The sequence below is a fragment of the Citrobacter sp. Cpo126 genome, from assembly GCF_030332445.1.
GTDB classification, from domain to species: Bacteria; Pseudomonadota; Gammaproteobacteria; order Enterobacterales; family Enterobacteriaceae; genus Citrobacter; species Citrobacter portucalensis.
This window is the reverse complement of the sequence record NZ_JAOWHT010000029.1, coordinates 170386-195924: the sequence shown is the minus strand read 5'-3', so window position 1 is coordinate 195924 and position 25539 is coordinate 170386. Positions and strand designations below refer to the sequence as shown.

Genomic DNA, 25539 nt, shown 5'->3' with positions numbered 1-25539 from the left:
TTTATGCCTTAGCCCAGATCGCCAAAACGCACCTGTAGCGCAGTAATGGCGGTGAGCGCGGTTGTCTCAGTACGCAGAACGCGAGGTCCTAACAGAATATCAGTAAACTGATAACGTGCGGTCATGGCAATTTCATCTGCCGACAACCCGCCTTCCGGGCCAATCAGCAAGCGGATGCGCTCCACCGGCAGCGGCAGCGTATTGATGCTGGCGCTGGCGCGCGGATGCAGGTTCAGTTTCAGACCTTCGTCCTGTTCCGCGCACCATGCTTCCAAATCCATTGCCGGGCGAATTTCGGGCACCCGGTTTCGACCGCACTGTTCGCAGGCGGCAATGGCGATTTTCTGCCACTGCTGGAGCTTCTTGTTCAGGCGTTCACTGTCCAGTTTAACGCCGCAGCGCTCAGAAAAAAGTGGCGTAATGAGGCTTACACCCAGTTCGATCGATTTCTGGATAGTGAATTCCATTTTTTCACCGCGCGACATCACCTGACCCAGGTGGATGTGCAACGGCGACTCACGATCGTCGAGTTCAGCGTTAAGTACCTTCACGTCCACGCTTTTTTTACTGGCGTGGGTGATTTCAGCGTCGAATACCTGATTGCTGCCATCAAACAGCTGTAGCGCCTGGCCCGGTCCCATACGCAGCACGCGGCCGATATGGTTGGCTGCATCTTCACACAGTGAAATTTGGCTGCCGGAGGTGATTGGCTCAGGGTGATAAATGCGAGGAATGCGCATAGTTAAACATCCGCGTCATGGCCCTGGGCTACGAAAGGCCAGGGCATGGTTAAAAATATTGACGCTAGTGTAGGTTAGCTCTTTTGCGCCTGGCAAGCGCGTTGCACATATGGGTTATGGTTCCCCTGTACCTTTGCAATGCGTTCGTCGCGCTCACACTCCCAGTCGGTGACCGGATATTGCTTATTCCAGGCGTTAAAAAGCTGAGTTTGCTGGCGGGAGAGCGTTAGATCGTACTGGTCGCGCATGTAAAAATAGGTACGAGCAATGGCACCGCGGGCGCGGGCTGGCGGCTCGGCAACTTTCTCTTTGAAGTCGACCTTCATGGCGCATTGCCCATACTGACCCTCGCCACCGTTCCACTGGCTGTACATGAAGTTAGCGCGATCGCCATTTACCTCACCCACCGCAGGTTGCAGGTTATGCATGTCGCTTTCCATTTTGCGATAGACCGGATCTTTGGCGCAGTTTTTACGCCCTCCGTCCTGCCAGCACTGACGCTGATGACCAAATTGCCAGGCGGGGACAACGTGCTCCCATTCAATTCGACTGGCGCGGTTTTCATTTTTTCGCACTTTATAGCCGCAGGATTCGAGGTCAACGACCCCTTTTTTGCCTTGCCAGTTAATTTTACAACCGCAGTAGAAATCGCCCGGCGCATCGGCGTTCACCTTGACGCCTGCTGCTTTTGCCTGAGAAAAACTGTTGATGCCTTCGGCTAAAACCGGGCCAGAAAACGCAGCGGCTAACAGGGCCGCAGCAAAAGAAAAATGACGGTACATCACAAACTCCGTGTCAAAACGAGCCCGCAACGTAGCGAAAGTTATTCCAGTATGCAATCAGTTAGGTCAGAAAAGTTCCTGATAATTCTGAAGATTATTCTGCAACCAGCGGTTCGCCGCAGTGAACACAGCGGTAGGTGGCCTCACCGCGCACAACGCGGTTATGGCGGCGGACGGTCAGTTGGTGCTCCTGACACTTACAGCGGTAAGTAAAGGTCTTGCGCTGCACCGATTGCAGTTCAAACTGATGCGTGCGCCGGGCCGGTACGCCCAGAACGCTTTCCATCATCCATTTCCACTCTTTCCCGTGTGGCGGCACGCGCCCAAAGTGCTTCCACACCAGTAAATGCGCCAGTTCATGGGGTACCACTTCGTTAATGAATGCGTCGACGTTTTCCATCAGCAGGACGGGATTAAGGCGAATTTCATAGGTTTGTAGCCACGCAGTGCCCGCGGCGGTGCCGCGCTGTTGGTAAACCAGCTTTGGCTCCGGATATTGGCGTTCGAGCTTGAGATTGGCCTGGGCGAGTTTTTCCCGCAGGCTACGCATAACGGCTTGTTGGATGGCGATAGGGAGACGGGAGGTTTTCATAACGCCAGAGGATAGTGCGACAGGGAAGGGACTGCAAGAGGAAGGCTTCCTCCGCTGGGGAGGAAGCCTTTGGTGATTAGTCGTGTGCGCCAATTTCGCGCAGTTTACGACCCTTCATCAGGTTACGCTCAATGTGTTCCAGAGAGACGTTTTTAGTTTCAGGGATCAGCCACAGAGTCAGGAAGATGAACAGTACGTTCAGGCCGCCGTAGACCCAGAAGGTGTTGGCGCTGCCCAGCGAGTTCAGCATCGTCAGGAAGGTTGCGCCGACGATCATGTTGGCAATCCAGTTGGTTGCAGTAGAGCAGGTGATGCCGAAATCGCGGCCTTTCAGCGGCTGGATTTCAGAGCACAGTACCCAAATCAGCGGACCGGCGCTCATCGCAAAGCCAACGATAAACATCAGCAGCATCAGTACTGCGAAGTATTGTGCGGATGCCGAGTGAATACCCACGTGCATCATTGTACCCAGCACGCCCATACCAACAGCCATCACGATAAAGCCAAGGATCAGCGTAGGCTTGCGGCCCCAACGGTCAACCAGGCCAATGGCGATAAAGGTTGCCAGCACGTTGGTCAGACCGACGATAACAGTCCCCCACATCTGCTCGGTGGTGTTGGTGTAGCCCGCCAGCTCAAAGATTTTCGGTGCGTAATACATGATGACGTTCATCCCGGTGAACTGCTGCATCACCTGTAACAGAACGCCAAGGAATACCGCGCGACGGAAGTTGCTGTTTTCTTTAAACAGCGCCCAGCCGCTCTGCTTCACCTGCAGACTTTCACGGATTTCATCCAGCTCGCGTTTGGCTTCTGCGCTGGTGTCACGCAGACGCAACAGGACGCGTTCAGCATCAACAAAACGACGTTTAGCTGCAAACCAACGTGGGCTGTCCGGCAGGAAGATAACGCCAACCAGCAGCAGCAGGGCAGGGATGATGATTACACCCAGCATCCAGCGCCATGCGCCGCTGTAGCTAAACGCTGTATCGGAAAGATACGCGCCCAAAATACCGATGGTGATCATCAGCTGATACATGGAGATCATGCTGCCACGAATCTTTTCCGGGGCAATTTCAGACAGGTACAGTGGCGCGGTATAAGACGCAACGCCTACAGCCAGGCCGAGCAGCACGCGGGAAACCAGCAGGACTTCAACGTTTGGTGCAGCGGCGGAGAACAGTGAACCCGCAACAAACAAGATCGCACCGATCATCAGGCTTTTTTTGCGTCCCAGTTTGAAGGAGAGCCAACCGCTGCCGACAGCACCTACCGCCGCACCAAACATCATGGAACTCACCACCCATTCCTGAGTGTGCGGGGTAATTTGAAACTCGTCGGTGATGAACGGTAAAGCACCGGCAATAACACCGATATCCAGGCCAAAAAGTAATCCAGCCAGGGCTGCCAGAAAGCAGACAAAAAATGTCATGGCTTTGTTGGAACGCCCCGTTTTTTTATTGTCAGGCATGATGCCCTCCGGTTGGGTAGCTAGTTTTGTTGATGTTAAGGGTAGGTGAGTACGGGGTAAAAAAATGCGAATCACATCACATTAGTGTAATCGCTTACACTGTCATTCATGCTGACTATTGGTTAATTCATTGAAAGTTAACATTATTTATTGGAATTAAATAATGTTGGTCGTCTGAATTTAAGACAATGATGAAATGTAATGTAACAGTGATGCAAGTGTGCTGGCTAAGAGATGTTAATTCAAGGTAGAGGGAAATATGGTGTGATGTAATCGCTTTCATTTTCATTTAAAGCAATAGTAATCAGCGCGGTTTGGTGATGGATGTGGGAGAGGAAATAGGTATAAAAAAAGACCAGCGCGAGGCTGGTCTTCATAAGCGTTAAGTCTGGTTTAAATTACTTCAGACCGGCAGCGTCGCGCAGCAACTGTGCTTTGTCGGTTTTTTCCCATGGGAAATGTTCGCGACCAAAGTGACCGTAAGCAGCGGTTTCTTTGTAAATCGGGTGCAGCAGATCCAGCATCTGAATCAGGCCATACGGGCGCAGGTCGAAGAACTCACGCACCAGAAGGGTCAGCTGCTCTGAAGGCACTTTTTCAGTACCGAACGTTTCCACCATGATAGATGTCGGTTCTGCCACGCCGATTGCGTAGGAAACCTGAATCTCACAACGGTCAGCCAGGCCTGCGGCAACGATGTTTTTCGCTACGTAACGGGCTGCATAGGCTGCGGAACGGTCAACTTTAGACGGATCTTTACCAGAGAATGCACCGCCGCCGTGACGCGCCATGCCGCCGTAGGTATCAACGATGATTTTACGACCGGTCAGACCGCAGTCGCCCATCGGGCCGCCGATAACGAAACGACCAGTTGGGTTGATGAAGAATTTGGTCGAAGCGGTCAGCCATTCAGTCGGCAGTACCGGCTTGATGATCTCTTCCATAACGGCTTCTTGCAGCGATTTCTGGTCGATATCTTCAGAGTGCTGAGTAGACAGAACAACCGCATCAATACCGACGATTTTGCCGTCGTCATACTGGAAGGTTACCTGGCTTTTGGCATCCGGACGCAGCCAGGATAAGGTGCCGTTTTTACGCACTTCAGCCTGACGCTGCACCAGACGGTGAGCATAGGTAATAGGTGCTGGCATCAGCACGTCGGTTTCGTTGGTTGCATAACCAAACATCAGGCCCTGGTCGCCTGCGCCCTGTTCCAGCGGATCAGCACGGTCAACACCCTGGTTGATGTCCGGAGACTGTTTACCAATCGCGCTCAGTACCGCGCAAGAGTTGGCGTCAAAGCCCATGTCGGAATGCACATAGCCAATTTCGCGAACCGTGTTACGGGTGATCTCTTCGATATCAACCCATGCGCTGGTGGTGATCTCACCGCCAACTAAAACCATACCGGTTTTGACGTAGGTTTCGCAGGCAACGCGTGCTTTTGGATCCTGTTCCAGGATTGCATCCAGCACAGCATCAGAGATTTGGTCAGCGATTTTGTCAGGATGCCCTTCTGATACGGACTCGGACGTAAAAAGGTGTTTTGCCATATTTAATTTCACCTAAGGAGAATTTGGTTAGCTCAAACTGTCGAGTGGAATAGCCATGTGTAGAAGATTCTACCATGAGTCTGCAGATGACGGACACTGGCAGTCTGAGTGTTAATCGGTATAGATGGATTAACATCTGGACGGCTATTTTAGGACAGTTCTTCGCCTGATTTCCAGCTTTTTTTGATTGAGGTCGCATTGTACTGAAAATGTAACTGGAAATTTTTCCTGACGGTGCTGGCAATGTGCATATTTATCTTTTGCTTTTTGACTTTCTTATCGGTATAAAACGCGGCGCGCGGCTCATACAAAAGCACACGACGTTTTCATCGTGTTGCCACTTCCAGCCGGGTTAAAACTTTAGCTTTGGCTTGTGGGTTCGTTCCGTAAGGAGCAACCGTGGAGGTGATACGAGATAATGAACCGTTGTATTCTGCAGAATCTGTCGCACCGTTCTGGTGTACATATGTCCCCCGCAATCTGCATCTCTGCTTTGCATACCTGTCGATGTTATATACACAAAATCATTTATGCTGCGTCGAGGCGGCAAGTGAATGAGTCCCCTGAACGTACGAGTAGTACGTGACTGGGGCGAATGAGCGTAGCCAACAAAGTGGCTGCATGAAGGATGAAGTGTATACCCATCTCGGCGTATCTCAGGACTCAAGAGCCGGTAACGGTCACTAAGAACTGAACAAGGGCGCTCTTGGTAAACAAGAGTTTTCTCGTGGTTTCGCCGAACCGTCAGCATTAAGTTCGGTTACGTGTTTACATTGATATGAAAAAGAAACCGGTCGCACAGTCGGAGCGTCAGCACTATCTGCTGCAAATTCTGCCTGTATTTGGGTTGTTATCGCGTCTTCGGATTGCGATAGTAGTCAACTGTTTTACACTTGTTAATAAAATTGAGGTTCGCTATGTCTGACGACATTTCTTTGGGTTCGCCTTCGTCAGCAGGCGAACACGGTGTACTACGCTCCATGCAGGAGGTTGCAATGAGTTCCCAGGAAGCCAGCAAGATGCTGCGTACTTACAATATTGCCTGGTGGGGTAATAACTACTACGACGTCAATGAACTGGGTCACATCAGCGTGTGCCCGGATCCGGACGTACCCGAAGCGCGCGTTGACCTTGCTGAGTTGGTGAAAGCCCGTGAAGCGCAGGGCCAGCGTTTGCCTGCATTGTTCTGCTTCCCGCAGATCCTGCAACACCGTCTGCGTTCGATTAACGCCGCGTTTAAACGTGCCCGTGAATCTTACGGTTACAACGGTGACTATTTCCTCGTTTACCCGATCAAGGTCAACCAGCACCGCCGCGTGATTGAATCGCTGATCCACTCCGGCGAACCGCTGGGACTGGAAGCGGGTTCCAAAGCTGAACTGATGGCCGTTCTGGCTCATGCCGGAATGACCCGTAGCGTGATCGTGTGTAACGGTTATAAAGACCGCGAATATATCCGTCTGGCGCTGATTGGCGAGAAGATGGGCCATAAGGTCTATCTGGTCATCGAGAAGATGTCTGAAATTGCAATCGTGCTGGATGAAGCTGAACGCCTGAATGTCGTTCCGCGTCTGGGCGTGCGTGCGCGTCTGGCGTCGCAGGGCTCTGGCAAGTGGCAGTCCTCCGGCGGGGAAAAATCAAAATTCGGCCTGGCGGCAAACCAGGTGCTGCAGCTGGTCGAAATTCTGCGCGAGCGCGGTCGTCTGGACAGCATTCAGTTGCTGCACTTCCACCTTGGCTCGCAGATGGCGAACATTCGTGATATCGCCACCGGCGTACGTGAATCGGCGCGTTTCTACGTTGAGCTGCACAAGCTTGGCGTCAATATCCAGTGCTTCGACGTGGGCGGTGGTCTGGGCGTGGATTACGAAGGTACCCGTTCGCAGTCTGACTGTTCCGTAAACTACGGCCTGAACGAATACGCCAACAACATCATCTGGGCTATTGGCGACGCCTGTGAAGAACACGGTCTGCCACATCCGACGGTAATCACCGAGTCTGGCCGCGCGGTTACCGCGCACCATACCGTGCTGGTATCTAACATTATCGGCGTTGAGCGTAGCGAAATTACCGAAGCGACGCCTCCGGCAGACAACGCGCCGCGTTCCCTGCAAAGCATGTGGGAAACCTGGCAAGAGATGCACGAGCCGGGCACGCGCCGTTCGCTGCGTGAATGGCTGCACGACAGCCAGATGGATCTGCACGATATTCACGTTGGTTACTCTTCAGGTACTTTTAGCCTGCAAGAGCGCGCGTGGGCTGAGCAGCTTTATCTGAACATGTGCCATGAAGTGCAGAAACAGCTCGACCCGAGCAACCGCGCGCATCGCCCGATTATCGACGAGCTGCAGGAGCGTATGGCGGATAAGATTTACGTCAACTTCTCGCTGTTCCAGTCGATGCCGGATGCGTGGGGGATCGATCAGCTGTTCCCGGTAATGCCGCTGGAAGGACTGAATCAGGTACCTGAGCGCCGCGCGGTGCTGTTGGATATCACCTGTGACTCTGATGGCGCGATCGACCACTACGTTGACGGTGATGGCATTGCGACCACCATGCCGATGCCGGAATATGACCCGGAGAACCCGCCGATGCTGGGCTTCTTTATGGTGGGGGCGTACCAGGAGATCCTTGGCAACATGCACAACCTGTTTGGTGATACCGAAGCGGTTGACGTGTTCGTCTTCCCTGACGGCAGCGTAGAAGTTGAGCTGTCCGACGAAGGGGATACCGTGGCGGATATGCTGCAGTACGTGCAGTTGGATCCGAACACCTTGCTGACGCAGTTCCGTGACCAGGTGAAAAACACCGATCTGGATACCGAGCTGCAGCAACAGTTCCTCGAAGAGTTTGAGGCCGGTCTGTACGGTTATACTTATCTGGAAGATGAGTAACGATAAATGCCTGCTGGCGCTACGCTTACCGGGCCTACGAAAGTAGGCCGGATAAAGCGAAGCCGCATTTGTGGCACTTACTTGAATCCGTACAAAATAACGGCGATAATTTGCCGTAAATATGCAGTTACCAAATCAATCCCTTCCTCGTCGGGCTTAACGACGCGGAGGGGATTTTTTTTCATCGATTTTTAAAGAGGTCAGTACATGAGCACCTTAGGTCATCAATACGACAACTCCCTGGTTTCTAACGCCTTTGGTTTTTTACGTCTGCCGATGAACTTCATGCCATACGACAGCGACGCCGATTGGGTGATCACCGGCGTACCGTTTGATATGGCAACGTCTGGTCGTGCGGGCGGGCGTCATGGTCCGGCGGCGATCCGTCAGGTTTCCACTAACCTGGCGTGGGAGCATAACCGCTTCCCGTGGAACTTCGATATGCGCGAGCGCCTGAACGTGGTGGACTGCGGCGATCTGGTTTATGCCTTCGGTGATGCGCGTGAAATGAGTGAAAAACTGCAGGCTCATGCTGAGAAGCTGCTTTCTGCCGGTAAGCGCATGCTCTCTTTCGGCGGCGACCACTTCGTCACGCTGCCGCTGTTGCGCGCGCACGCAAAACACTTTGGTAAAATGGCGCTGGTGCATTTTGATGCCCACACCGATACCTACGCGAACGGCTGCGAATTCGACCACGGCACCATGTTCTACACTGCGCCGAACGAAGGGCTGATCGATCCGAATCACTCTGTGCAGATTGGTATTCGTACCGAATTCGACAAAGACAACGGCTTTACCGTGCTGGATGCCTGCCAGGTGAACGATCGCAGCGTAGATGACATCATCGCCCAGGTTAAGCAGATTGTCGGTGATATGCCGGTGTATCTGACCTTTGATATCGACTGCCTGGATCCTGCGTTTGCGCCGGGTACCGGTACGCCAGTGATTGGCGGTCTGACTTCCGATCGCGCGATCAAGCTGGTTCGTGGTCTGAAAGATCTGAACATCGTCGGGATGGACGTCGTTGAAGTGGCTCCGGCCTACGATCAGTCTGAGATCACCGCGCTGGCAGCGGCTACGCTGGCTCTGGAAATGCTGTATATTCAGGCGGCGAAGAAAGGCGAATAATAGTCGGACTATTTTACTCGTCATTTTGGGTCCGGGCAGTGCTCGCCATCCTCACGTACGACGTGTACGCTCCGGTGGCTGTGCGCTGGCCGGGCCCAAACTGACTTCGCCAATTACGTCCGATAATGGGATGAAATCTGTAGGCCGGATAAGGCGTTCACGCCGCCATCCGGCAGTGTTCAAGGGTTATTTGATCCCGTCTGCGCTCATGCGATCGCGTATATGTTGCGCACGTTCTGCCGATGCCGGGTGATCGTCAAACATTGAGCTTTGACGTCCAGCTTCCAGTTTGGCCAGTTTCTCAAAGCTGGTGGCTAAACCTGCCGGATTGATCCCGCGTTTGCGCAACAAATCATACGAGTAATCATCCGCCTCGGATTCCTGACGCTGGGAGAACTGCGAGTTCACCAGTTTCTCGCCAAGATCGCCCAGTTGCGACTGCGACAGGCTGCCGACAATGCCGCCAGCGGATGCCGCCGCTGCACGTACGGCGTTGGTACCCAGCGCAACCTGCATACCTTTTTTCACGTGACCCAGCGCGACGTGGCCCATTTCATGGCCGATCACCGCTTCGACTTCGTTGTCGGTCATCATATCCATCAGGCCGCTGTACACGCGGATACAGCCGTTTGCCATGGCAAAGGCATTCACATCTTTCGCCATATAGACTTTGTAGTTCACCGGCTGGCCGTTAATGTTATCGCCAAGCGCGGCGGATATTTTGCCAAGACGCGTTGCGTACTCGCTGCTGGCCGGGGCGATAGTAGCCTTGCTGTCCATATCTTTACAGGCCTGATCGCTTAGCGCTTTTACCTGAGCATCGCTCAGACTGTAGGCCTGAAAAGCCTCCGCGCCAGAAGAAAGCAGTCCGTTGGAGTCCATGTTCTGGCAGCCGGTCAATGCCGCAGCCATGCTCGTAGCAAGCAGTAAAGCGCGAATTTTCATTTTTTCTCTTCCGCACAAAGTCAGGATTATTCTAAAAATTACGTCGTTTGCAGGTGAACCGACGCTCGGCCTAAGTATAAAGAAAAGAACAATACGCGGGCGAGAAGATTGCGCAACTTGCGCGCATGATCCAGAGATTTCTGAAGCGGCAAAAGGATGCTCCATGTACATGACACGCGGCTTGGGTTACATTGTTGGCACTTTTTTCCGGCGTAGCCCAAAACGCGCTGTCGTCAAGTCGTTAAGGGCTCAGCCTTCATTATCCGATCTGGAGTCAAAATGTCCTCACGTAAAGAGCTTGCCAATGCTATTCGTGCGCTGAGCATGGACGCAGTACAGAAAGCCAAATCCGGTCACCCGGGTGCCCCGATGGGTATGGCTGACATTGCCGAAGTCCTGTGGCGTGATTTCCTGAACCACAACCCGACTAACCCGTCCTGGGCTGACCGTGACCGCTTCGTGCTGTCCAACGGCCACGGCTCCATGCTGATTTATAGCCTGCTGCACCTCACCGGCTACGATCTGCCGATGTCCGAGCTGCAGAACTTCCGTCAGCTGCACTCCAAAACTCCGGGTCACCCGGAAGTGGGTTACACCGCGGGTGTTGAAACCACTACAGGTCCTCTGGGTCAGGGCATTGCGAATGCAGTGGGTATGGCTATCGCTGAAAAAACGCTGGCGGCGCAGTTTAACCGTCCAGGTCACGACATCGTTGACCACTTCACCTATGCTTTCATGGGCGACGGCTGCATGATGGAAGGTATCTCTCACGAGGTATGTTCCCTGGCTGGTACGCTGAAGCTGGGCAAACTGGTTGCTTTCTACGATGACAACGGCATCTCTATCGATGGCCACGTTGAAGGTTGGTTCACCGATGACACCGCGAAGCGTTTTGAAGCTTACGGCTGGCATGTGGTTCGTGGTGTTGATGGCCACGATGCTGACGCGATTAAGCGCGCAGTAGAAGAAGCACGCGCAGTGACCGACAAACCGTCCCTGCTGATGTGCAAAACCATCATCGGTTTCGGTTCTCCGAACAAAGCGGGTACTCACGACTCTCACGGTGCACCGCTGGGCGATGCAGAAATCGCACTGACCCGTGAACAGCTGGGCTGGAAATACGCGCCGTTCGAAATCCCGTCTGAAATCTACGCGCAGTGGGATGCGAAAGAAGCCGGTCAGGCAAAAGAAGCTGCATGGAACGAGAAATTCGCTGCTTATGCGAAAGCCTTCCCGCAGGAAGCGGCTGAATTCACCCGTCGTATGAAAGGTGAAATGCCGTCTGACTTCGACGCCAAAGCGAACGAGTTCATTGCTAAGCTGCAGGCTAATCCGGCGAAAATCGCCAGCCGTAAAGCTTCTCAGAACGCGATTGAAGCCTTCGGTCCTCTGCTGCCTGAATTCCTCGGCGGCTCCGCTGACCTGGCACCGTCTAACCTGACGCTGTGGTCTGGTTCGAAAGCGATTAACGAAGATACTGCCGGTAACTACATCCATTACGGTGTGCGTGAATTCGGTATGACCGCTATCGCGAACGGTATCTCCCTGCACGGTGGTTTCCTGCCGTACACCTCCACCTTCCTGATGTTTGTGGAATATGCCCGTAACGCGGTGCGTATGGCTGCGCTGATGAAACAGCGTCAGGTCATGGTCTACACCCACGACTCCATCGGTCTGGGAGAAGACGGCCCGACTCACCAGCCGGTAGAGCAGGTTGCTTCTCTGCGTGTGACCCCGAACATGAGCACATGGCGTCCGTGTGACCAGGTTGAATCCGCCGTTGCGTGGAAATACGGTGTTGAGCGTCAGGACGGCCCGACCGCGCTGATCCTCTCCCGCCAGAACCTGGCACAGCAGGAGCGTACCGAAGAGCAGCTGGCAAACATCGCTCGCGGCGGTTACGTGCTGAAAGACTGCGACGGTCAGCCGGAACTGATCTTCATCGCTACCGGTTCTGAAGTTGAGCTGGCTGTGGCTGCGTGGGACAAACTGACTGCCGAAGGCGTGAAGGCTCGCGTGGTTTCCATGCCGTCTACCGACGCGTTCGACAAACAGGATGCCGCTTACCGTGAGTCTGTGCTGCCGAAAGCGGTTTCCGCTCGCGTTGCAGTGGAAGCAGGTATCGCTGACTACTGGTTCAAATATGTGGGCCTGAACGGCGCAATCGTCGGTATGACCACCTTTGGTGAGTCTGCTCCGGCAGAGCTGCTGTTTGAAGAGTTCGGCTTCACCGTAGACAACGTTGTCGCGAAAGCTAAAGAACTGCTGTAATTTCGATTACAGATGAAAACGGGTCGCTCAGGCGGCCCGTTTTTTTTTGCTTTTCCGGAACGCGCCGCGCGTTGCGCAATCGCACGGCTCAGTCTGCTATCCAGACCGTCTGCGGCATTATTGAAGGGCTCCGGGACTCGGACCTCGCGCTGGTGATTAGATGCAGGTTAGGGGGCTTTCTGATTTAAATCAGGGTGTGTAACACGACAATGAAATAATTTTGCTACGGTTATTCGTCATTCTGGAATATGGAATAAATTTAGCGTTGAAGGGCGTTAAAATGTGACGCAAGTCAGATAACTGTGTTCTGTTGCTGGACAATCATTCCTTTTATTCCGCGTTTCGCTTATTCTAGCTGAAGCGTTTCAGTCGATTAAATGTTCGACAATTAACCAATTAGTCGCAGTTTGCGACAGGTAAGGTTTCCCTGAGCGATTTGCTGCATTACTCTGTCTGCCACATCGTTTCTGAGAAATCCTTGCAGGAGACCTATGACCGTACGCGTAGCGATTAATGGTTTCGGTCGCATCGGACGCAACGTGGTTCGTGCTTTGTATGAATCCGGGCGTCGGGCGGAAATCACCGTGGTGGCAATCAACGAACTTGCGGATGCTGCAGGCATGGCGCATTTGTTGAAATATGACACCAGCCATGGACGTTTTGCCTGGGATGTTCGTCAGGAACGTGACCAGCTCATCGTTGGCGATGACGCTATCCGCATTCTGCATGAGCGAACACTCGATGCACTTCCATGGCGCGAACTGGGTGTCGACATCGTGCTGGATTGTACGGGGGTCTTCGGCAATCGCGAACACGGCGAGGCGCATATTGCCGCTGGTGCAAAAAAAGTGCTCTTTTCACATCCTGGTAGTCACGACATCGACGCAACCGTTGTGTATGGCGTTAATCAGGATCAGCTGCGCGCTGAGCACCGGATCGTTTCCAACGCTTCCTGCACCACGAATTGCATAATACCCGTCATTAAATTGCTGGATGATGCTTACGGCATTGAGTCTGGTACCGTCACCACGATCCACTCCGCGATGCACGATCAGCAGGTTATTGATGCTTATCATCCTGACCTGCGTCGCACGCGAGCGGCCAGCCAGTCGATTATTCCGGTTGATACCAAACTGGCGGCGGGCATCACGCGAATTTTTCCGCAGTTTAACGATCGTTTTGAAGCGATAGCGGTGCGTGTACCGACCATAAATGTGACGGCGATCGACTTAAGCGTGACGGTGAAAAAACCAGTAAAAGCCAGTGAAGTCAACCAGTTGCTGCAAAAAGCAGCACAAGGTGCATTTCATGGTATAGTTGACTATACGGAATTACCGTTGGTCTCTGTAGATTTTAACCACGACCCGCACAGTGCCATCGTTGATGGTACGCAAACGCGTGTGAGTGGCGCTCACCTGATCAAAACGCTGGTCTGGTGTGATAATGAATGGGGCTTTGCTAACCGTATGCTCGACACTACGTTAGCGATGGCTGCTATTGGTTTCAGGCTCGACGCTTGAGCGTCGACAAAACTTTATGAATCAACGAGAGGATTCACCATGTCTGTAATTAAGATGACCGATCTGGATCTGGCTGGTAAACGCGTTTTTATCCGTGCGGACCTGAACGTACCAGTTAAAGAAGGGAAAGTAACCAGCGATGCGCGTATCCGTGCTTCTCTGCCGACCATCGAACTGGCCCTGAAACAGGGTGCGAAAGTGATGGTAACTTCCCACCTGGGTCGTCCTACCGAAGGCGAGTACAACGAAGAATTCTCTCTGCTGCCGGTTGTTAACTACCTGAAAGAAAAACTGTCTGCTCCGGTTCGCCTGGTAAAAGATTACCTGGACGGCGTTGAAGTCGCTGCCGGTGAACTGGTGGTTCTGGAAAACGTTCGCTTCAACAAAGGCGAGAAGAAAGACGACGAAGCACTGTCCAAAAAATATGCTGCGCTGTGCGACGTATTCGTAATGGACGCTTTCGGTACAGCTCACCGTGCACAGGCTTCTACTCACGGTATCGGTAAATTCGCTGATGTAGCTTGCGCAGGTCCGCTGCTGGCTGCTGAGCTGGATGCGCTGGGTAAAGCACTGAAAGAACCTGCTCGTCCGATGGTTGCTATCGTTGGCGGTTCTAAAGTTTCCACCAAACTGACCGTTCTGGATTCTCTGTCAAAAATCGCTGACCAGCTGATCGTTGGCGGTGGTATCGCGAACACATTCGTTGCCGCTCAAGGCCACAACGTGGGTAAATCCCTGTACGAAGCTGACCTGGTTGACGAAGCTAAGCGTCTGCTGACCACTTGCGACATCCCGGTCCCGACTGACGTTCGCGTAGCGACTGAATTCTCTGAAACTGCACCGGCTACTCTGAAGTCCGTTAGCGATGTGAAAGAAGACGAGCAGATCCTGGACATCGGCGACGCTTCTGCACAGCAGCTGGCTGACATCCTGAAAAATGCGAAAACCATTCTGTGGAACGGCCCGGTTGGCGTGTTCGAATTCCCGAACTTCCGCAAAGGTACTGAAATCGTTGCTAACGCTATCGCAGACAGCGAAGCGTTCTCTATCGCAGGCGGCGGTGACACCCTGGCAGCAATCGACCTGTTCGGCATTGCTGACAAAATCTCCTACATCTCCACTGGCGGCGGCGCTTTCCTCGAATTCGTGGAAGGTAAAGTATTGCCAGCAGTAGCGATGCTCGAAGAGCGCGCTAAAAAGTAAGCATTTAATGGGCAGGGAAACCTGCCCAATTATTAGCGCGCTTTAGAGCGCGCGCCCTTTCCAAGGCCGAAGATACAGGATTCGTAATATGTCTAAAATTTTTGATTTCGTAAAACCAGGCGTAATCACTGGTGATGACGTACAGAAAGTTTTCCAGGTAGCAAAAGAAAACAACTTTGCTCTGCCAGCTGTTAACTGCGTGGGTACCGACTCCATCAACGCCGTTCTGGAAACCGCTGCAAAAGTTAAAGCGCCGGTAATCGTACAGTTCTCCAACGGTGGTGCTTCTTTCATCGCGGGTAAAGGCGTGAAGTCTGACGTTCCTCAGGGCGCTGCAATCCTGGGTGCTATCTCTGGCGCGCATCACGTTCACCAGATGGCTGAACACTACGGTGTTCCGGTTATCCTGCACACTGACCACTGCGCGAAGAAACTGCTGCCGTGGATCGACGGTCTGCTGGACGCGGGTGAAAAACACTTCGCAGCAACCGGCAAACCGCTGTTCTCTTCTCACATGATCGACCTGTCTGAAGAGTCTCTGGAAGAGAACATCGAAATCTGCTCCAAATACCTGGCGCGCATGTCCAAAATGGGCATGACCCTGGAAATCGAACTGGGTTGCACCGGTGGCGAAGAAGACGGCGTGGACAACAGCCACATGGACGCTTCTGCACTGTACACCCAGCCGGAAGACGTTGATTACGCATACACCGAGCTGAGCAAAATCAGCCCGCGTTTCACCATCGCAGCTTCCTTCGGTAACGTACACGGCGTTTACAAGCCGGGTAACGTTGTTCTGACCCCGACCATCCTGCGCGACTCTCAGGACTATGTTTCTAAGAAACATAACCTGCCGCACAACAGCCTGAACTTCGTCTTCCACGGCGGTTCCGGTTCTACTGCTCAGGAAATCAAAGACTCCGTAAGCTACGGCGTAGTGAAAATGAACATCGACACCGATACCCAATGGGCTACCTGGGAAGGTGTTCTGAACTACTACAAAGCGAACGAAGCTTACCTGCAGGGCCAGCTGGGCAACCCGAAAGGCGAAGATCAGCCGAACAAGAAATACTACGATCCGCGCGTATGGCTGCGTGCTGGTCAGGCAACCATGATCACCCGTCTGGAACAGGCTTTCAAAGAACTGAACGCGGTTGACGTTCTGTAATTTACGCCGTTCTACGTGACATGAGGCCCGCAAATGCGGGCCTTTTTTATTGCCATTTCAATATGCTGCTGGCAGAGAATTCTGTGATCTGTTTGGCAAAATCCAGGTTTATTGTTTACCCTTGTCAGATTGCCAGTCCCGTTGGGACGGCTTTATTTTTCCCATTTGGGTAAGCAAAAAAGGAATATTGAATGGAAGATTTGAATGTTGTCGACAGCATAAATGGTGCGGGCACCTGGCTGGTCCGCAATCAGGAGCTGCTGTTAAGCTATGCCGTCAACATCGTTGCGGCCATCGCCATTGTCATTATCGGTATGATTGTGGCGCGAATCGTATCAAACACCGTTAACCGCCTGATGGTGGCACGTAAAATTGATGCAACCGTTGCTGACTTCCTCTCCGCACTGGTGCGCTACGGTATTATCGCGTTCACGCTGATTGCCGCTCTGGGTCGCGTTGGGGTACAAACCGCTTCTGTGATTGCCGTTCTCGGTGCCGCAGGTTTAGCCGTTGGTCTGGCGCTGCAAGGTTCGCTGTCCAACCTCGCCGCTGGCGTGCTGCTGGTGATGTTCCGTCCGTTCCGCGCAGGTGAGTATGTAGACCTCGGCGGCGTAGCGGGAACCGTACTCAACGTGCAGATTTTCTCCACGACTATGCGTACCGTAGACGGTAAGATTGTTGTGATCCCAAACGGTAAAATCATTGCCGGGAACATCATTAACTTCTCTCGTGAGCCGGTTCGTCGTAACGAATTTATCATCGGCGTGGCTTACGACTCCGATATCGATCAGGTGAAAAAAATCCTCACCGATATCATTCAGTCTGACGAGCGTATCCTTAAAGATCGTGAAATGACGGTGCGCCTGAATGAGCTGGGCGCTTCCTCGATTAATTTTGTGGTACGCGTCTGGAGCAACAGTAGCGATCTGCAAAGTGTCTACTGGGACGTACTGGAGCGTATTAAACGCGAGTTTGACGCCAACGGTATCAGCTTCCCGTACCCGCAGATGGATGTGAACTTCAAGCGTGTGAAAGAGAGCGCGGCAGAGTAATCGCGTGCCCGGTGGCGCTATCGCTTACCGGGCCCACAGGTTTTGTAGGCAGGATAAGGCGTCAGCCGTCATCCTGCATTCCCCCCCTTGGTATTAATTCTTCTTATCCCTGATTAAAATTATCCATTTCCGCTAATGTTTTCCCCGCGCTATAGTCTGCTCCTAAGAGAAACAGTTCGGGATGATTAACGTGTTATCGTATTATTTTCAAGGGCTTGCACTTGGTGCGGCTATGATACTTCCGCTCGGTCCGCAAAACGCCTTCGTGATGAATCAGGGGATCCGTCGCCAGTATCACATCATGATTGCTTTACTCTGCGCTATCAGCGACTTAGTGCTGATTTGCGCGGGGATCTTTGGCGGTAGCGCCTTGCTGATGCAGTCACCATGGCTGATGGCGCTTGTCACCTGGGGTGGGGTGGCATTTTTACTCTGGTACGGTTTCGGGGCGTTAAAAACGGCGATGAGCAGTAACCTGGAACTGGCCAGCGCCGAGGTGATGAAGCAGGGCCGCTGGAAAATTATCGCTACTATGCTGGCGGTGACATGGCTCAATCCCCATGTTTACCTGGATACCTTTGTGGTGCTTGGGAGTCTGGGAGGCCAACTGGACGTTGAGCCTAAGCGCTGGTTTGCGCTGGGTACTGTCAGCGCTTCGTTCCTGTGGTTCTTCGGCCTGGCATTGCTGGCGGCCTGGCTCGCTCCGCGTTTGCGCACTGCTAAAGCACAGCGGATCATCAATACCCTGGTAGGATTGGTGATGTGGTTTATCGCTTTTCAGTTGGCAAAAGAAGGTGTTGCGCACGTTCATGCGTTGTTCAACTAAGTGTTGTCTGATGGACAACGCAGCGAGATCGGCTAAGCTTGCCTGCATGTGCCCTGAGTTTCGGGGTAATTAATGAAACATGGAGGAACGACCGTGAAGTTCAAAATAATGGCCCTGGCGGCATTAGTCGGATTCAGCGCACTATCGGTACAGGCAAATGAGTTGCCAAATGGACCGCACATCGTGACTTCCGGAACGGCAAGCGTGGATGCGACACCAGACATCGCTACTCTGGCGATTGAAGTGAACGTAGCTGCAAAGGATGCGGCTTCAGCGAAGAAGCAGGCTGATGAGCGCGTGGCGCAATATCTGTCCTTCCTTGAACAGAACCAGATAGCGAAGAAAGATATTAGCGCGGCAAACCTGCGCACCCAGCCGGACTACGACTACCAGAATGGTAAAAGCGTCCTTAAAGGCTATCGTGCGGTACGTACCGTTGAGGTCACGCTGCGTCAGTTGGACAAACTCAACGCGCTGCTCGATGGTGCACTGAAGGCCGGTCTGAATGAGATCCGTTCGGTATCGCTTGGCGTTGCCCAGCCGGATACTTACAAAGATAAAGCGCGTAAAGCAGCAATTGATGATGCTATTCATCAGGCTGAGCAGTTAGCTGCGGGCTTTAACAGCAAACTGGGGCCCGTTTACAGCGTGCGTTACCACGTTTCCAATTATCAACCGAGCCCGATGGTACGGATGATGAAAGCAGATGCAGCGCCTGCGACATCCGCTCAGGAAACCTACGAACAGCCGGTTATTCAGTTTGACGATCAGGTTGATGTGGTCTTCCAGATTGAGCCGACGGCGGGGCAACCAGCAGCAACGCCAGCCAAAACCCAGTAATCATTGCAGACCCGGCTTTCCAGCCGGGTTTTTTCTGTGAGCAACTGTAAAAATGAGACCCCACATCCAGTCTTTTTTTTCGCCGTAATGAGGATAGGCCATAGCGATTTTTAAGGGGACGCTATGGATATTTTTATCTCGAAAAAGATGCGTAATTTCATTCTGCTGGCGCAAACCAATAACATCGCCAGAGCGGCAGAAAAAATACATATGACCGCATCGCCTTTCGGTAAAAGCATTGCCGCACTGGAAGATCAAATCGGCTATACGCTGTTTACCCGCAAAGATAACAACATCAGCCTGAATAAAGCCGGACAGGAGCTGTATCAGAAGCTGTTTCCCGTTTATCAGCGCCTTTCTGCCATTGATAACGAAATCCATAACGCCTCTCGCCGCTCGCGGGAAATCGTCATCGGTATCGACAATACCTACCCAACGATTATTTTTGACCAGTTGATTAGCCTTGGTGACAAGTATGACGGCGTGACGGCTCAGGCCGTTGAATTCAGCGAGAATGGGGTGATTGATAACCTGTTCGATCGCAAACTGGATTTTATTATCTCGCCGCAGCACGTTTCCCCCCGCGTCCAGGAACTGGAGAATCTGGCGATTAGCGAGCTGCCTCCGCTGCGTCTGGGGTTTCTCGTTTCCCGGCGCTACGAAGAAAAACAGCCGCAGGATCTGCTGCGCGAGCTGCCCTGGCTGCAAATGCGCTTCCAGAATCGCGCCAACTTTGAGGCGATGCTGGATGCATACATGCGGCCCTGTGGGATCAACCCGACGATTATCTACCGTCCGTACAGCTTTATGGCCAAGATCAGCGCGGTAGAGCGCGGGCAGTTTTTGACGGTGATTCCTCACTTCGCCTGGCGGCTGGTGAACCCGTCGACGCTAAAGTATTTCGATGCGCCCGGCAGCCCCATGTATATGCAGGAGTTTCTCTATTCGCTGAAAAACCATCGTTATACCGCCACGATGCTTCAGCATATTGCTGAAGATCGTGACGGTGGCGCAAGTTAACCGAGCATCGATCCTGTTTCGAGAAGATTACGATGCAGATCGAACGCATGGCTGAGATCGTGATGGATATGTCCGCCGGGTGCTTTCTCCAGATAGCGGTACAGATAATCCCGGTAAAGAGGGTGCGCACAGTTATCGATAATCGTGTGCGCCCGCTGCATCGGAGATAGCCCACGCAGATCGGCAATCCCTTGTTCGGTCACGATCACTTTAACGCTATGTTCGCTGTGGTCGACATGGCTGCACATCGGTACGATGGTGGAGATTTTCCCGCCTTTGGCAATCGACGGCGCCATAAAGATAGACAGGTAGGCGTTGCGCTCGAAATCCCCGCTGCCGCCGATGCCATTCATCAGGTTCACCCCCGCAACGTGCGTGGAATTGGCATGGCCGTAGATATCAAACTCCAGACCGACGTTGAGCGCAATAACCCCCAGCCGACGGATGATTTCCGGGTTATTGGAGATCTCCTGCGGGCGCAGCACAATCCGACTGGCGAAGAAGTCCATGTTGTCGTAAATCTTCTGTAGCGACGGGGCTGAAATGGTCAGGCTGGAGGCGCTGGCACCTGTCATCTTGCCCGTTTCCAGCAGATGCACCACCGACTCTTGCAACACCTCCGAATACATCATAAAGGGCGGGATATCCGGGTTCTCGCCCAGTCGCGCCATTACCGCGTTGTTGATATTGCCCACGCCGCTTTGTAAGGGCAGAAACTCAGCTGGAATACGTTTGTGCGCCATTTCTGCCAGCAAAAAAGTGACTACGTGATCGGCAATTTGCTGGCTGACCGGATTGGTTTTATCCGCCGCATTTCCGGCATCGGGCAGCTCGGTATCCACCACCGCAACCACCTTTTTGGGATCTATCTGCACGCACTGGCTGCCTACGCGATCCATGGTATGAAAAATGGGTACGCTGTTACGCCGTGGTGGCGCACCGGGTATCACGATGTCGGCAAACTCCGCCACACGCGGATTATGGTAATGATTCAGCTCGATTATCACCTTTTTCGCCCGCAGCAGCCAGGTGGGTGCATTGCCAATACCGCTGGAAAGCCAAATCCGGCCATCTGGCGTGATGGCGGAGGCTTCAATGACGGCAACATCGATCTCGCCAAAAAAGCCGTAATTAACCATTTGCGCCACTTCACTCAAATGGAGATCGACAAACCTCACCTGGCCCTGATTAATTTTCTCGCGCAGGCCCGTTGACGTTTGATAAGGCGCACGCCAGGAAACGGCATCCGCCGCGGATAGAACATCATCAGCGGCGGCGCCAATTGATGCTCCGGTCAGCAGGCGGATCTGAAAAGGCTGCCCGTTCTGATGCCGTTCGCAGGCGCGTTGGGCAATTGCGCTGGGTAACGCTTTGGGTGAACCCGCAGGGGTAAAGCCGCTAAACGCCACCATATCATCGTGCTGGATAATTTCTGCCGCCTGTTCGGCGCTCATCCGTTTCATGGCCGTCTCCTTCCTCGGACGTGATTAATGGCCAACAAAATTTGGTTTACGTTTTTCCATAAACGCGTTCATCCCTTCCTGATAATCCTCGCTGTCGTACACCGCGCGGCGCATGCCCTGAATACGCTCGAACTCATCAGAATTCATGGTGTGCGCTTCACCCAGCACGCGCAGTTCTTCTTTGATGACGGCGATGGCCAGCGGCGCTTTTTCCGAGATGTGGTGCGCCATTTGCAGAGTGAAATCTTCCAGTTCCTCGACGGGCACGACATGGTTAAGGATCCCGACCGCCATGGCGCGTTGAGCGGTGATGGGCGAAGCGGTAAAAATCAGCTCTTTCACGATGTGAAAACCAGCGTCGCGGGTCAGGTTGTGGATGCCCACCAGGTTATATGGCACACCGAGGTTGACCGGGGTCATCGAGAAAGTGGAGGTACTGGCTGCAATGATCAGATCGGAACTCATGATCATCTCAAACGCGCCGCCCCAGACGCTGCCTTCGACCATGGAGATCACCGGCTTCGGGTATTTTTGGATCATACGGGTTATCTGACGCAGCGGATCGTCATAAGAGAGCGGATCGCGACGTCCGGTCGGGAGTTCATGAATATCATGCCCGGCAGAGAACACTTTGGCTCCACTCGGAGCGCGCAGAATGATGCAGCGAATGTCCGCACGATTGAGATCGCTCAGCGCCTGCATCAGATCGTCAATAAACACTTTACTCAGGGCATTGAGCTTGCGGGCGTAATTGAACTCAATAACCGCGACTTTCTGGATGATGACCACGTTGACGTATTGATAAGACATAATGTTCTCTTTATTGAAAGTAATGATGCTGAATAAATTCGCTGATGTGCCGCAGACCGGTGCGCGGCGAAAGATCATTGTTTTTGACGGCCTGTAGCGTCTGCTGGAAATAGCGGTCGAAATCAGTGCGGGCAAACAGCAGATGCAGGGCTTCTTCTTCAGCCTGCTGGTGTAACCAGTCCACCGCCTGCTGCTGGCGAACTTTTTCCAGTCGGCCGCAGGCGGTCAGGCACGTTTTAAAGTCGCTAATCGCCTGCCAAACCTCCTCGATACCGCGTTTTTCCAGGGCGCTACAGGTCAGAACCCGCGGCTGCCACTCGTCATATTTGCGGCGCAGAATATGCAGGGCGGACTCGTACATATGGCGGGCAATGGCAACGCTGGTATGGTTATCACCGTCGTCCTTATTGATGACGACCAGATCCGCCATTTCCATCAGTCCTTTTTTGATGCCCTGTAAATCGTCGCCACCGCCAGCGATTTGCAGTGAGATAAAGCAATCCACCATGCCTGCGACTTCGGTTTCTGACTGCCCTACGCCGACGGTTTCCACAATCACCACGTCAAAGCCAGCCGCTTCGCACAGCAGCATTAATTCACGGGCGCGCTGGCTGGCACCGCCTAAATGACCGCTGGAAGGGACCGGTCGAATAAACGCAGATTCGGCGCGGGCCAGCTCCGTCATGCGGGTTTTATCGCCAAGAATGCTGCCGCCGCTGACCGGGCTGCTGGGATCGACGGCGATCACCGCTACCCGTAATCCGTGGTGGATAAGCAGCATGCCGAATGCTTCCAGAAAAGTGCTTTTGCCCGCGCCCGGCGTACCGGTGATCCCCAAACGCAGGGCGTTACCGGTGAACGGCATAATCGCGTCCAGCAATTGCGTACTTAACGGCTGGTGGCGCGGGTGGTTGCTTTCGACCAGCGTCATTGCCTGGGCGAGTGTGGCTCTTTCACCGAGTCGTAAGCGGCGGACGGTATCCTCAAGCGTGGCGGCGTTAATCATGATGCTGACTGATACGGGTTAACACATCGCGGACGCTGTCGAGCATTGGCGTGCCGGGACCATAAATGGCTGCCACGCCATGTTCGTGCAGGAAGGCGTAATCCTGTGGCGGAATAACGCCTCCTGCTACCACGCAGATATCTTCACGCCCCCATTTTTTGAGTGCGGTAACCAGTTCCGGGATCAGCGTTTTATGGCCCGCCGCCAGTGACGATGCGCCTATTACATGCACATCGTTTTCTACCGCCAGACGGGCGATCTCTTCCGGAGTGGAGAACATCGGGCTGAGATCGACATCGAAACCGAGATCGGAATAGGCGCTGGCGATTACCTTCGCGCCGCGATCGTGGCCGTCCTGGCCCATCTTGGCGATCAGAATACGCGGGCGGCGGCCATTTTCCGCGAGGAACTGTTCGGTTTGCGCAACGATGGTATCGAACTCATCGGCGGATTTGTCTGACTGATGATAGCTTTGCGCAATCACGCCGGTGACGCAGTGGCTGGGAACCAGATACCGATCAAAAGCGACTTCCAGCGCGTCGGAGATTTCACCGAGTGTGGCGCGAACGCGGGCGGCGTTGACGGCAGCAGCCAGCAGGTTTTCATTATGCTGCGCGGCGTGGGTCAGTGCCGTGAGCGCGGCTTTAACGGCATCGTTGTCGCGGGTGGTGCGGATATGTTTCAGCGAGGCAATCTGCTCGTTGCGCACCTTCACGTTGTCGATCTCCAGTACCGACGTCTCGTCTTCTTTATCCAGCTTGTACTTATTGACGCCGACGATAACGCGCTTACCCTGGTCGATCAGCGACTGTTCACGCGCGGAAGCTTCTTCGATCATCCGTTTAGGGAGCCCGGCTTCGATCGCTTTCGCCATGCCGCCTGCCTCGTCAATCTGTTTGATGATCCTGCGTGCCTGCTTCACAATTTGATCGGTGAGAGACTCGACGTAATACGATCCGGCCAGCGGATCAACGGTGCGGCAGATCTCTGATTCTTCCTGAATGATGATTTGCGTATTACGCGCAATACGGGCGGAGAAATCGGTGGGCAGACCGAGCGCTTCATCAAAGGCGTTGGTATGCAGCGACTGGGTGCCGCCAAGCGTAGCGCCGAGCGCTTCAATAGTGGTTCGTACCACGTTGTTATATGGATCCTGCTCGGTCAGGCTCCAGCCAGACGTCTGGCAGTGGGTACGCAGAGCAAGAGATTTCGGGTTGGTCGCGCCAAAGCTGCTGACCGCTTCGCTCCACAAATAGCGCGCTGCGCGCAGCATGGCGACGTTCATAAACAGATCCATGCCGATGCCGAAAAAGAACGACAGGCGTGGGGCGAAGTCATCAATTTTCAGTCCGGCGGAGAGTGCGGCTTTGATGTATTCAATACCGTCTGCCAGCGTAAACGCTACCTGCTGCACGCAGTTTGCTCCGGCTTCACCCATGTGATAGCCGCTGATGCTGATGGTGTTAAAGCGCGGCATGTTGCCGGAGCACCAGGCGATGATGTCGGCGATAATGCGCATGGACGGTTTTGGTGGATAAATGTAGGTGTTGCGGCACAGGTACTCTTTCAGAATATCGTTCTGAATGGTCCCGGTGAGTTGTTCCGGCGTTACGCCTTGTTCTTCTGCAGCGACGATATAAAACGCCAGCACCGGCAGAACCGCGCCGTTCATGGTCATCGATACTGACATCTTATCCAGCGGGATCTGGTCGAACAGTATCTTCATATCTTCGACGGTATCGATCGCCACGCCCGCTTTGCCGACGTCACCCGCCACGCGCGGGTTGTCAGAGTCATAGCCACGATGGGTGGCAAGGTCAAAGGCGACGGAAAGCCCTTTTTGCCCGGCGGCGAGGTTGCGGCGGTAAAAGGCGTTGGACTCTTTGGCGGTAGAGAAACCGGCGTACTGACGAATGGTCCACGGCTGCGCGGTATACATGGTGGCGCGCGGGCCACGCACGTAAGGCGGCAGGCCGGGAAGGGTGCCCGTGACTTCCAGATTATCGAGGTCTTCTTCGGTGTACAGCGGCTTGATGGCAATCCCTTCCGCCGTCTGTCTTTCCAGCGACTCGACGGTTTTTTCCCGTCGACTGAGTTCTTTATTGGCGAGTGTTTGCCACTCCTGCACGTTTGCCATTTTTTGCTCCGTATTACGCAATAAGTTGAATCTTTGCGAATACGGTGAGCTTTTTCATTTGGCTTGTCGCCAGCAAAAAATAGCCAACAGGGCGTCGTTTTTTGCCGCGTGGCGTGTT

The 25539-nt window shown here is 53.5% G+C and carries 21 protein-coding genes and 1 pseudogene; 12 read left to right on the top strand and 10 right to left on the bottom strand.

What is annotated here, in order from left to right; genetic code table 11:
• Positions 1–8: 8 nt before the first annotated feature.
• The 5 genes from rsmE to metK form a co-directional block, all read right to left on the bottom strand.
• Entirely contained in the window at positions 9–740 is a 732-nt protein-coding gene (gene rsmE, locus OGY17_RS07655) for a 16S rRNA (uracil(1498)-N(3))-methyltransferase (protein ID WP_008785768.1), read from the bottom strand.
• 74 nt (positions 741–814) lie between these two features.
• Complete coding sequence (endA, locus tag OGY17_RS07650; protein ID WP_008785767.1) at positions 815–1522, bottom strand: deoxyribonuclease I; 708 nt, start codon at positions 1520–1522, stop codon at positions 815–817.
• A gap of 94 nt (positions 1523–1616) precedes the next feature.
• Positions 1617–2114, bottom strand: coding sequence for a SprT family zinc-dependent metalloprotease (locus tag OGY17_RS07645; RefSeq protein ID WP_003825440.1), 498 nt, complete (start codon positions 2112–2114; stop codon positions 1617–1619).
• A 76-nt stretch (positions 2115–2190) separates the two neighbouring features.
• Positions 2191–3585 carry a galactose/proton symporter gene (galP, locus tag OGY17_RS07640; protein WP_008785766.1) on the bottom strand — a complete coding sequence of 465 codons (1395 nt, stop codon included), beginning with the start codon at positions 3583–3585 and terminating at the stop codon, positions 2191–2193.
• A 398-nt stretch (positions 3586–3983) separates the two neighbouring features.
• On the bottom strand, positions 3984–5138 hold the full coding sequence (gene metK, locus OGY17_RS07635; RefSeq protein ID WP_020996311.1) for a methionine adenosyltransferase: 1155 nt from the start codon (positions 5136–5138) through the stop codon (positions 3984–3986).
• Between the two features lie 418 nt (positions 5139–5556).
• On the opposite strand from metK, the pseudogene yqgG reads away from it, so the two are divergent.
• The 4 genes and pseudogenes from yqgG to speB all read left to right on the top strand — a co-directional run.
• A pseudogene (gene yqgG / locus OGY17_RS07630) lies at positions 5557–5658 on the top strand (small protein YqgG); the annotation flags it as partial.
• A 258-nt stretch (positions 5659–5916) separates the two neighbouring features.
• Positions 5917–6063 (top strand): acid stress response protein YqgB, encoded by a 147-nt coding sequence (gene yqgB / locus OGY17_RS07625; protein WP_071692618.1) that lies wholly within the window; start codon positions 5917–5919, stop codon positions 6061–6063.
• Positions 6056–8032, top strand: coding sequence for a biosynthetic arginine decarboxylase (gene speA / locus OGY17_RS07620; protein ID WP_020996310.1), 1977 nt, complete (start codon positions 6056–6058; stop codon positions 8030–8032). Before yqgB ends, speA begins: the two co-directional genes overlap by 8 nt.
• Positions 8033–8239: 207 nt before the next feature.
• A complete protein-coding gene (gene speB, locus OGY17_RS07615) occupies positions 8240–9160 on the top strand; it encodes an agmatinase (protein WP_003027056.1) in 921 nt (306 codons plus the stop codon).
• A gap of 186 nt (positions 9161–9346) precedes the next feature.
• On the opposite strand, the gene loiP is transcribed toward speB, so the two are convergent.
• A complete protein-coding gene (gene loiP, locus OGY17_RS07610; RefSeq protein WP_032944921.1) occupies positions 9347–10105 on the bottom strand; it encodes a metalloprotease LoiP in 759 nt (252 codons plus the stop codon).
• A 279-nt stretch (positions 10106–10384) separates the two neighbouring features.
• Here loiP and tkt point away from each other — a divergent pair, with 279 nt between their 5' ends.
• The 8 genes from tkt (at position 10385) to srsR (ending at position 20005) form a co-directional block, all read left to right on the top strand.
• On the top strand, positions 10385–12376 hold the full coding sequence (tkt, locus tag OGY17_RS07605) for a transketolase (protein ID WP_048215577.1): 1992 nt from the start codon (positions 10385–10387) through the stop codon (positions 12374–12376).
• A gap of 491 nt (positions 12377–12867) precedes the next feature.
• On the top strand, positions 12868–13896 hold the full coding sequence (gene epd, locus OGY17_RS07600) for an erythrose-4-phosphate dehydrogenase (protein WP_008785759.1): 1029 nt from the start codon (positions 12868–12870) through the stop codon (positions 13894–13896).
• Between the two features lie 39 nt (positions 13897–13935).
• Complete coding sequence (gene pgk / locus OGY17_RS07595; RefSeq protein WP_267456602.1) at positions 13936–15099, top strand: phosphoglycerate kinase; 1164 nt, start codon at positions 13936–13938, stop codon at positions 15097–15099.
• A gap of 88 nt (positions 15100–15187) precedes the next feature.
• Positions 15188–16267 (top strand): class II fructose-bisphosphate aldolase, encoded by a 1080-nt coding sequence (gene fbaA, locus OGY17_RS07590; RefSeq protein ID WP_003027029.1) that lies wholly within the window; start codon positions 15188–15190, stop codon positions 16265–16267.
• A gap of 191 nt (positions 16268–16458) precedes the next feature.
• Complete coding sequence (locus tag OGY17_RS07585) at positions 16459–17319, top strand: small-conductance mechanosensitive channel MscS (RefSeq protein ID WP_003825461.1); 861 nt, start codon at positions 16459–16461, stop codon at positions 17317–17319.
• Between the two features lie 190 nt (positions 17320–17509).
• Positions 17510–18145, top strand: a complete 636-nt coding sequence (gene argO / locus OGY17_RS07580; protein ID WP_003027005.1) for an arginine exporter ArgO — start codon at positions 17510–17512, stop codon at positions 18143–18145.
• 93 nt (positions 18146–18238) lie between these two features.
• Positions 18239–18985, top strand: coding sequence for an oxidative stress defense protein (locus OGY17_RS07575; RefSeq protein WP_003825465.1), 747 nt, complete (start codon positions 18239–18241; stop codon positions 18983–18985).
• A gap of 123 nt (positions 18986–19108) precedes the next feature.
• Positions 19109–20005 carry a LysR family transcriptional regulator SrsR gene (gene srsR / locus OGY17_RS07570; RefSeq protein ID WP_003825467.1) on the top strand — a complete coding sequence of 299 codons (897 nt, stop codon included), beginning with the start codon at positions 19109–19111 and terminating at the stop codon, positions 20003–20005.
• Here the strand turns inward: srsR and scpC are convergent.
• The 4 genes from scpC to scpA are packed head-to-tail and all read right to left on the bottom strand — an operon-like array spanning position 20002 to position 25421.
• On the bottom strand, positions 20002–21468 hold the full coding sequence (gene scpC, locus OGY17_RS07565; protein ID WP_286606781.1) for a succinyl-CoA:acetate CoA-transferase ScpC: 1467 nt from the start codon (positions 21466–21468) through the stop codon (positions 20002–20004). The genes srsR and scpC overlap by 4 nt on opposite strands.
• A 24-nt stretch (positions 21469–21492) precedes the next feature.
• A complete protein-coding gene (gene scpB, locus OGY17_RS07560; RefSeq protein WP_008785757.1) occupies positions 21493–22278 on the bottom strand; it encodes a methylmalonyl-CoA decarboxylase in 786 nt (261 codons plus the stop codon).
• A gap of 10 nt (positions 22279–22288) precedes the next feature.
• Positions 22289–23284 carry a methylmalonyl Co-A mutase-associated GTPase MeaB gene (gene meaB / locus OGY17_RS07555; RefSeq protein WP_286606779.1) on the bottom strand — a complete coding sequence of 332 codons (996 nt, stop codon included), beginning with the start codon at positions 23282–23284 and terminating at the stop codon, positions 22289–22291.
• Positions 23277–25421, bottom strand: coding sequence for a methylmalonyl-CoA mutase (gene scpA, locus OGY17_RS07550; protein ID WP_191215415.1), 2145 nt, complete (start codon positions 25419–25421; stop codon positions 23277–23279). Before scpA ends, meaB begins: the two co-directional genes overlap by 8 nt.
• Positions 25422–25539 lie beyond the last annotated feature (118 nt).

What these genes read in the sequence shown, in the direction of transcription:
- endA (WP_008785767.1), bottom strand. Translation starts at nt 1,522, where the DNA reads ATGTACCGTCATTTTTCTTTTGCTGCGGCCCTGTTAGCCGCTGCGTTT.
- speB (WP_003027056.1), top strand. Translation starts at nt 8,240, where the DNA reads ATGAGCACCTTAGGTCATCAATACGACAACTCCCTGGTTTCTAACGCC.
- OGY17_RS07645 (WP_003825440.1), bottom strand. Translation starts at nt 2,114, where the DNA reads ATGAAAACCTCCCGTCTCCCTATCGCCATCCAACAAGCCGTTATGCGT.
- rsmE (WP_008785768.1), bottom strand. Translation starts at nt 740, where the DNA reads ATGCGCATTCCTCGCATTTATCACCCTGAGCCAATCACCTCCGGCAGC.
- galP (WP_008785766.1), bottom strand. Translation starts at nt 3,585, where the DNA reads ATGCCTGACAATAAAAAAACGGGGCGTTCCAACAAAGCCATGACATTT.
- scpC (WP_286606781.1), bottom strand. Translation starts at nt 21,468, where the DNA reads ATGAAACGGATGAGCGCCGAACAGGCGGCAGAAATTATCCAGCACGAT.
- meaB (WP_286606779.1), bottom strand. Translation starts at nt 23,284, where the DNA reads ATGATTAACGCCGCCACGCTTGAGGATACCGTCCGCCGCTTACGACTC.
- metK (WP_020996311.1), bottom strand. Translation starts at nt 5,138, where the DNA reads ATGGCAAAACACCTTTTTACGTCCGAGTCCGTATCAGAAGGGCATCCT.
- yqgB (WP_071692618.1), top strand. Translation starts at nt 5,917, where the DNA reads ATGAAAAAGAAACCGGTCGCACAGTCGGAGCGTCAGCACTATCTGCTG.
- scpB (WP_008785757.1), bottom strand. Translation starts at nt 22,278, where the DNA reads ATGTCTTATCAATACGTCAACGTGGTCATCATCCAGAAAGTCGCGGTT.
- pgk (WP_267456602.1), top strand. Translation starts at nt 13,936, where the DNA reads ATGTCTGTAATTAAGATGACCGATCTGGATCTGGCTGGTAAACGCGTT.
- epd (WP_008785759.1), top strand. Translation starts at nt 12,868, where the DNA reads ATGACCGTACGCGTAGCGATTAATGGTTTCGGTCGCATCGGACGCAAC.
- scpA (WP_191215415.1), bottom strand. Translation starts at nt 25,421, where the DNA reads ATGGCAAACGTGCAGGAGTGGCAAACACTCGCCAATAAAGAACTCAGT.
- loiP (WP_032944921.1), bottom strand. Translation starts at nt 10,105, where the DNA reads ATGAAAATTCGCGCTTTACTGCTTGCTACGAGCATGGCTGCGGCATTG.
- tkt (WP_048215577.1), top strand. Translation starts at nt 10,385, where the DNA reads ATGTCCTCACGTAAAGAGCTTGCCAATGCTATTCGTGCGCTGAGCATG.
- fbaA (WP_003027029.1), top strand. Translation starts at nt 15,188, where the DNA reads ATGTCTAAAATTTTTGATTTCGTAAAACCAGGCGTAATCACTGGTGAT.
- speA (WP_020996310.1), top strand. Translation starts at nt 6,056, where the DNA reads ATGTCTGACGACATTTCTTTGGGTTCGCCTTCGTCAGCAGGCGAACAC.
- OGY17_RS07585 (WP_003825461.1), top strand. Translation starts at nt 16,459, where the DNA reads ATGGAAGATTTGAATGTTGTCGACAGCATAAATGGTGCGGGCACCTGG.
- srsR (WP_003825467.1), top strand. Translation starts at nt 19,109, where the DNA reads ATGGATATTTTTATCTCGAAAAAGATGCGTAATTTCATTCTGCTGGCG.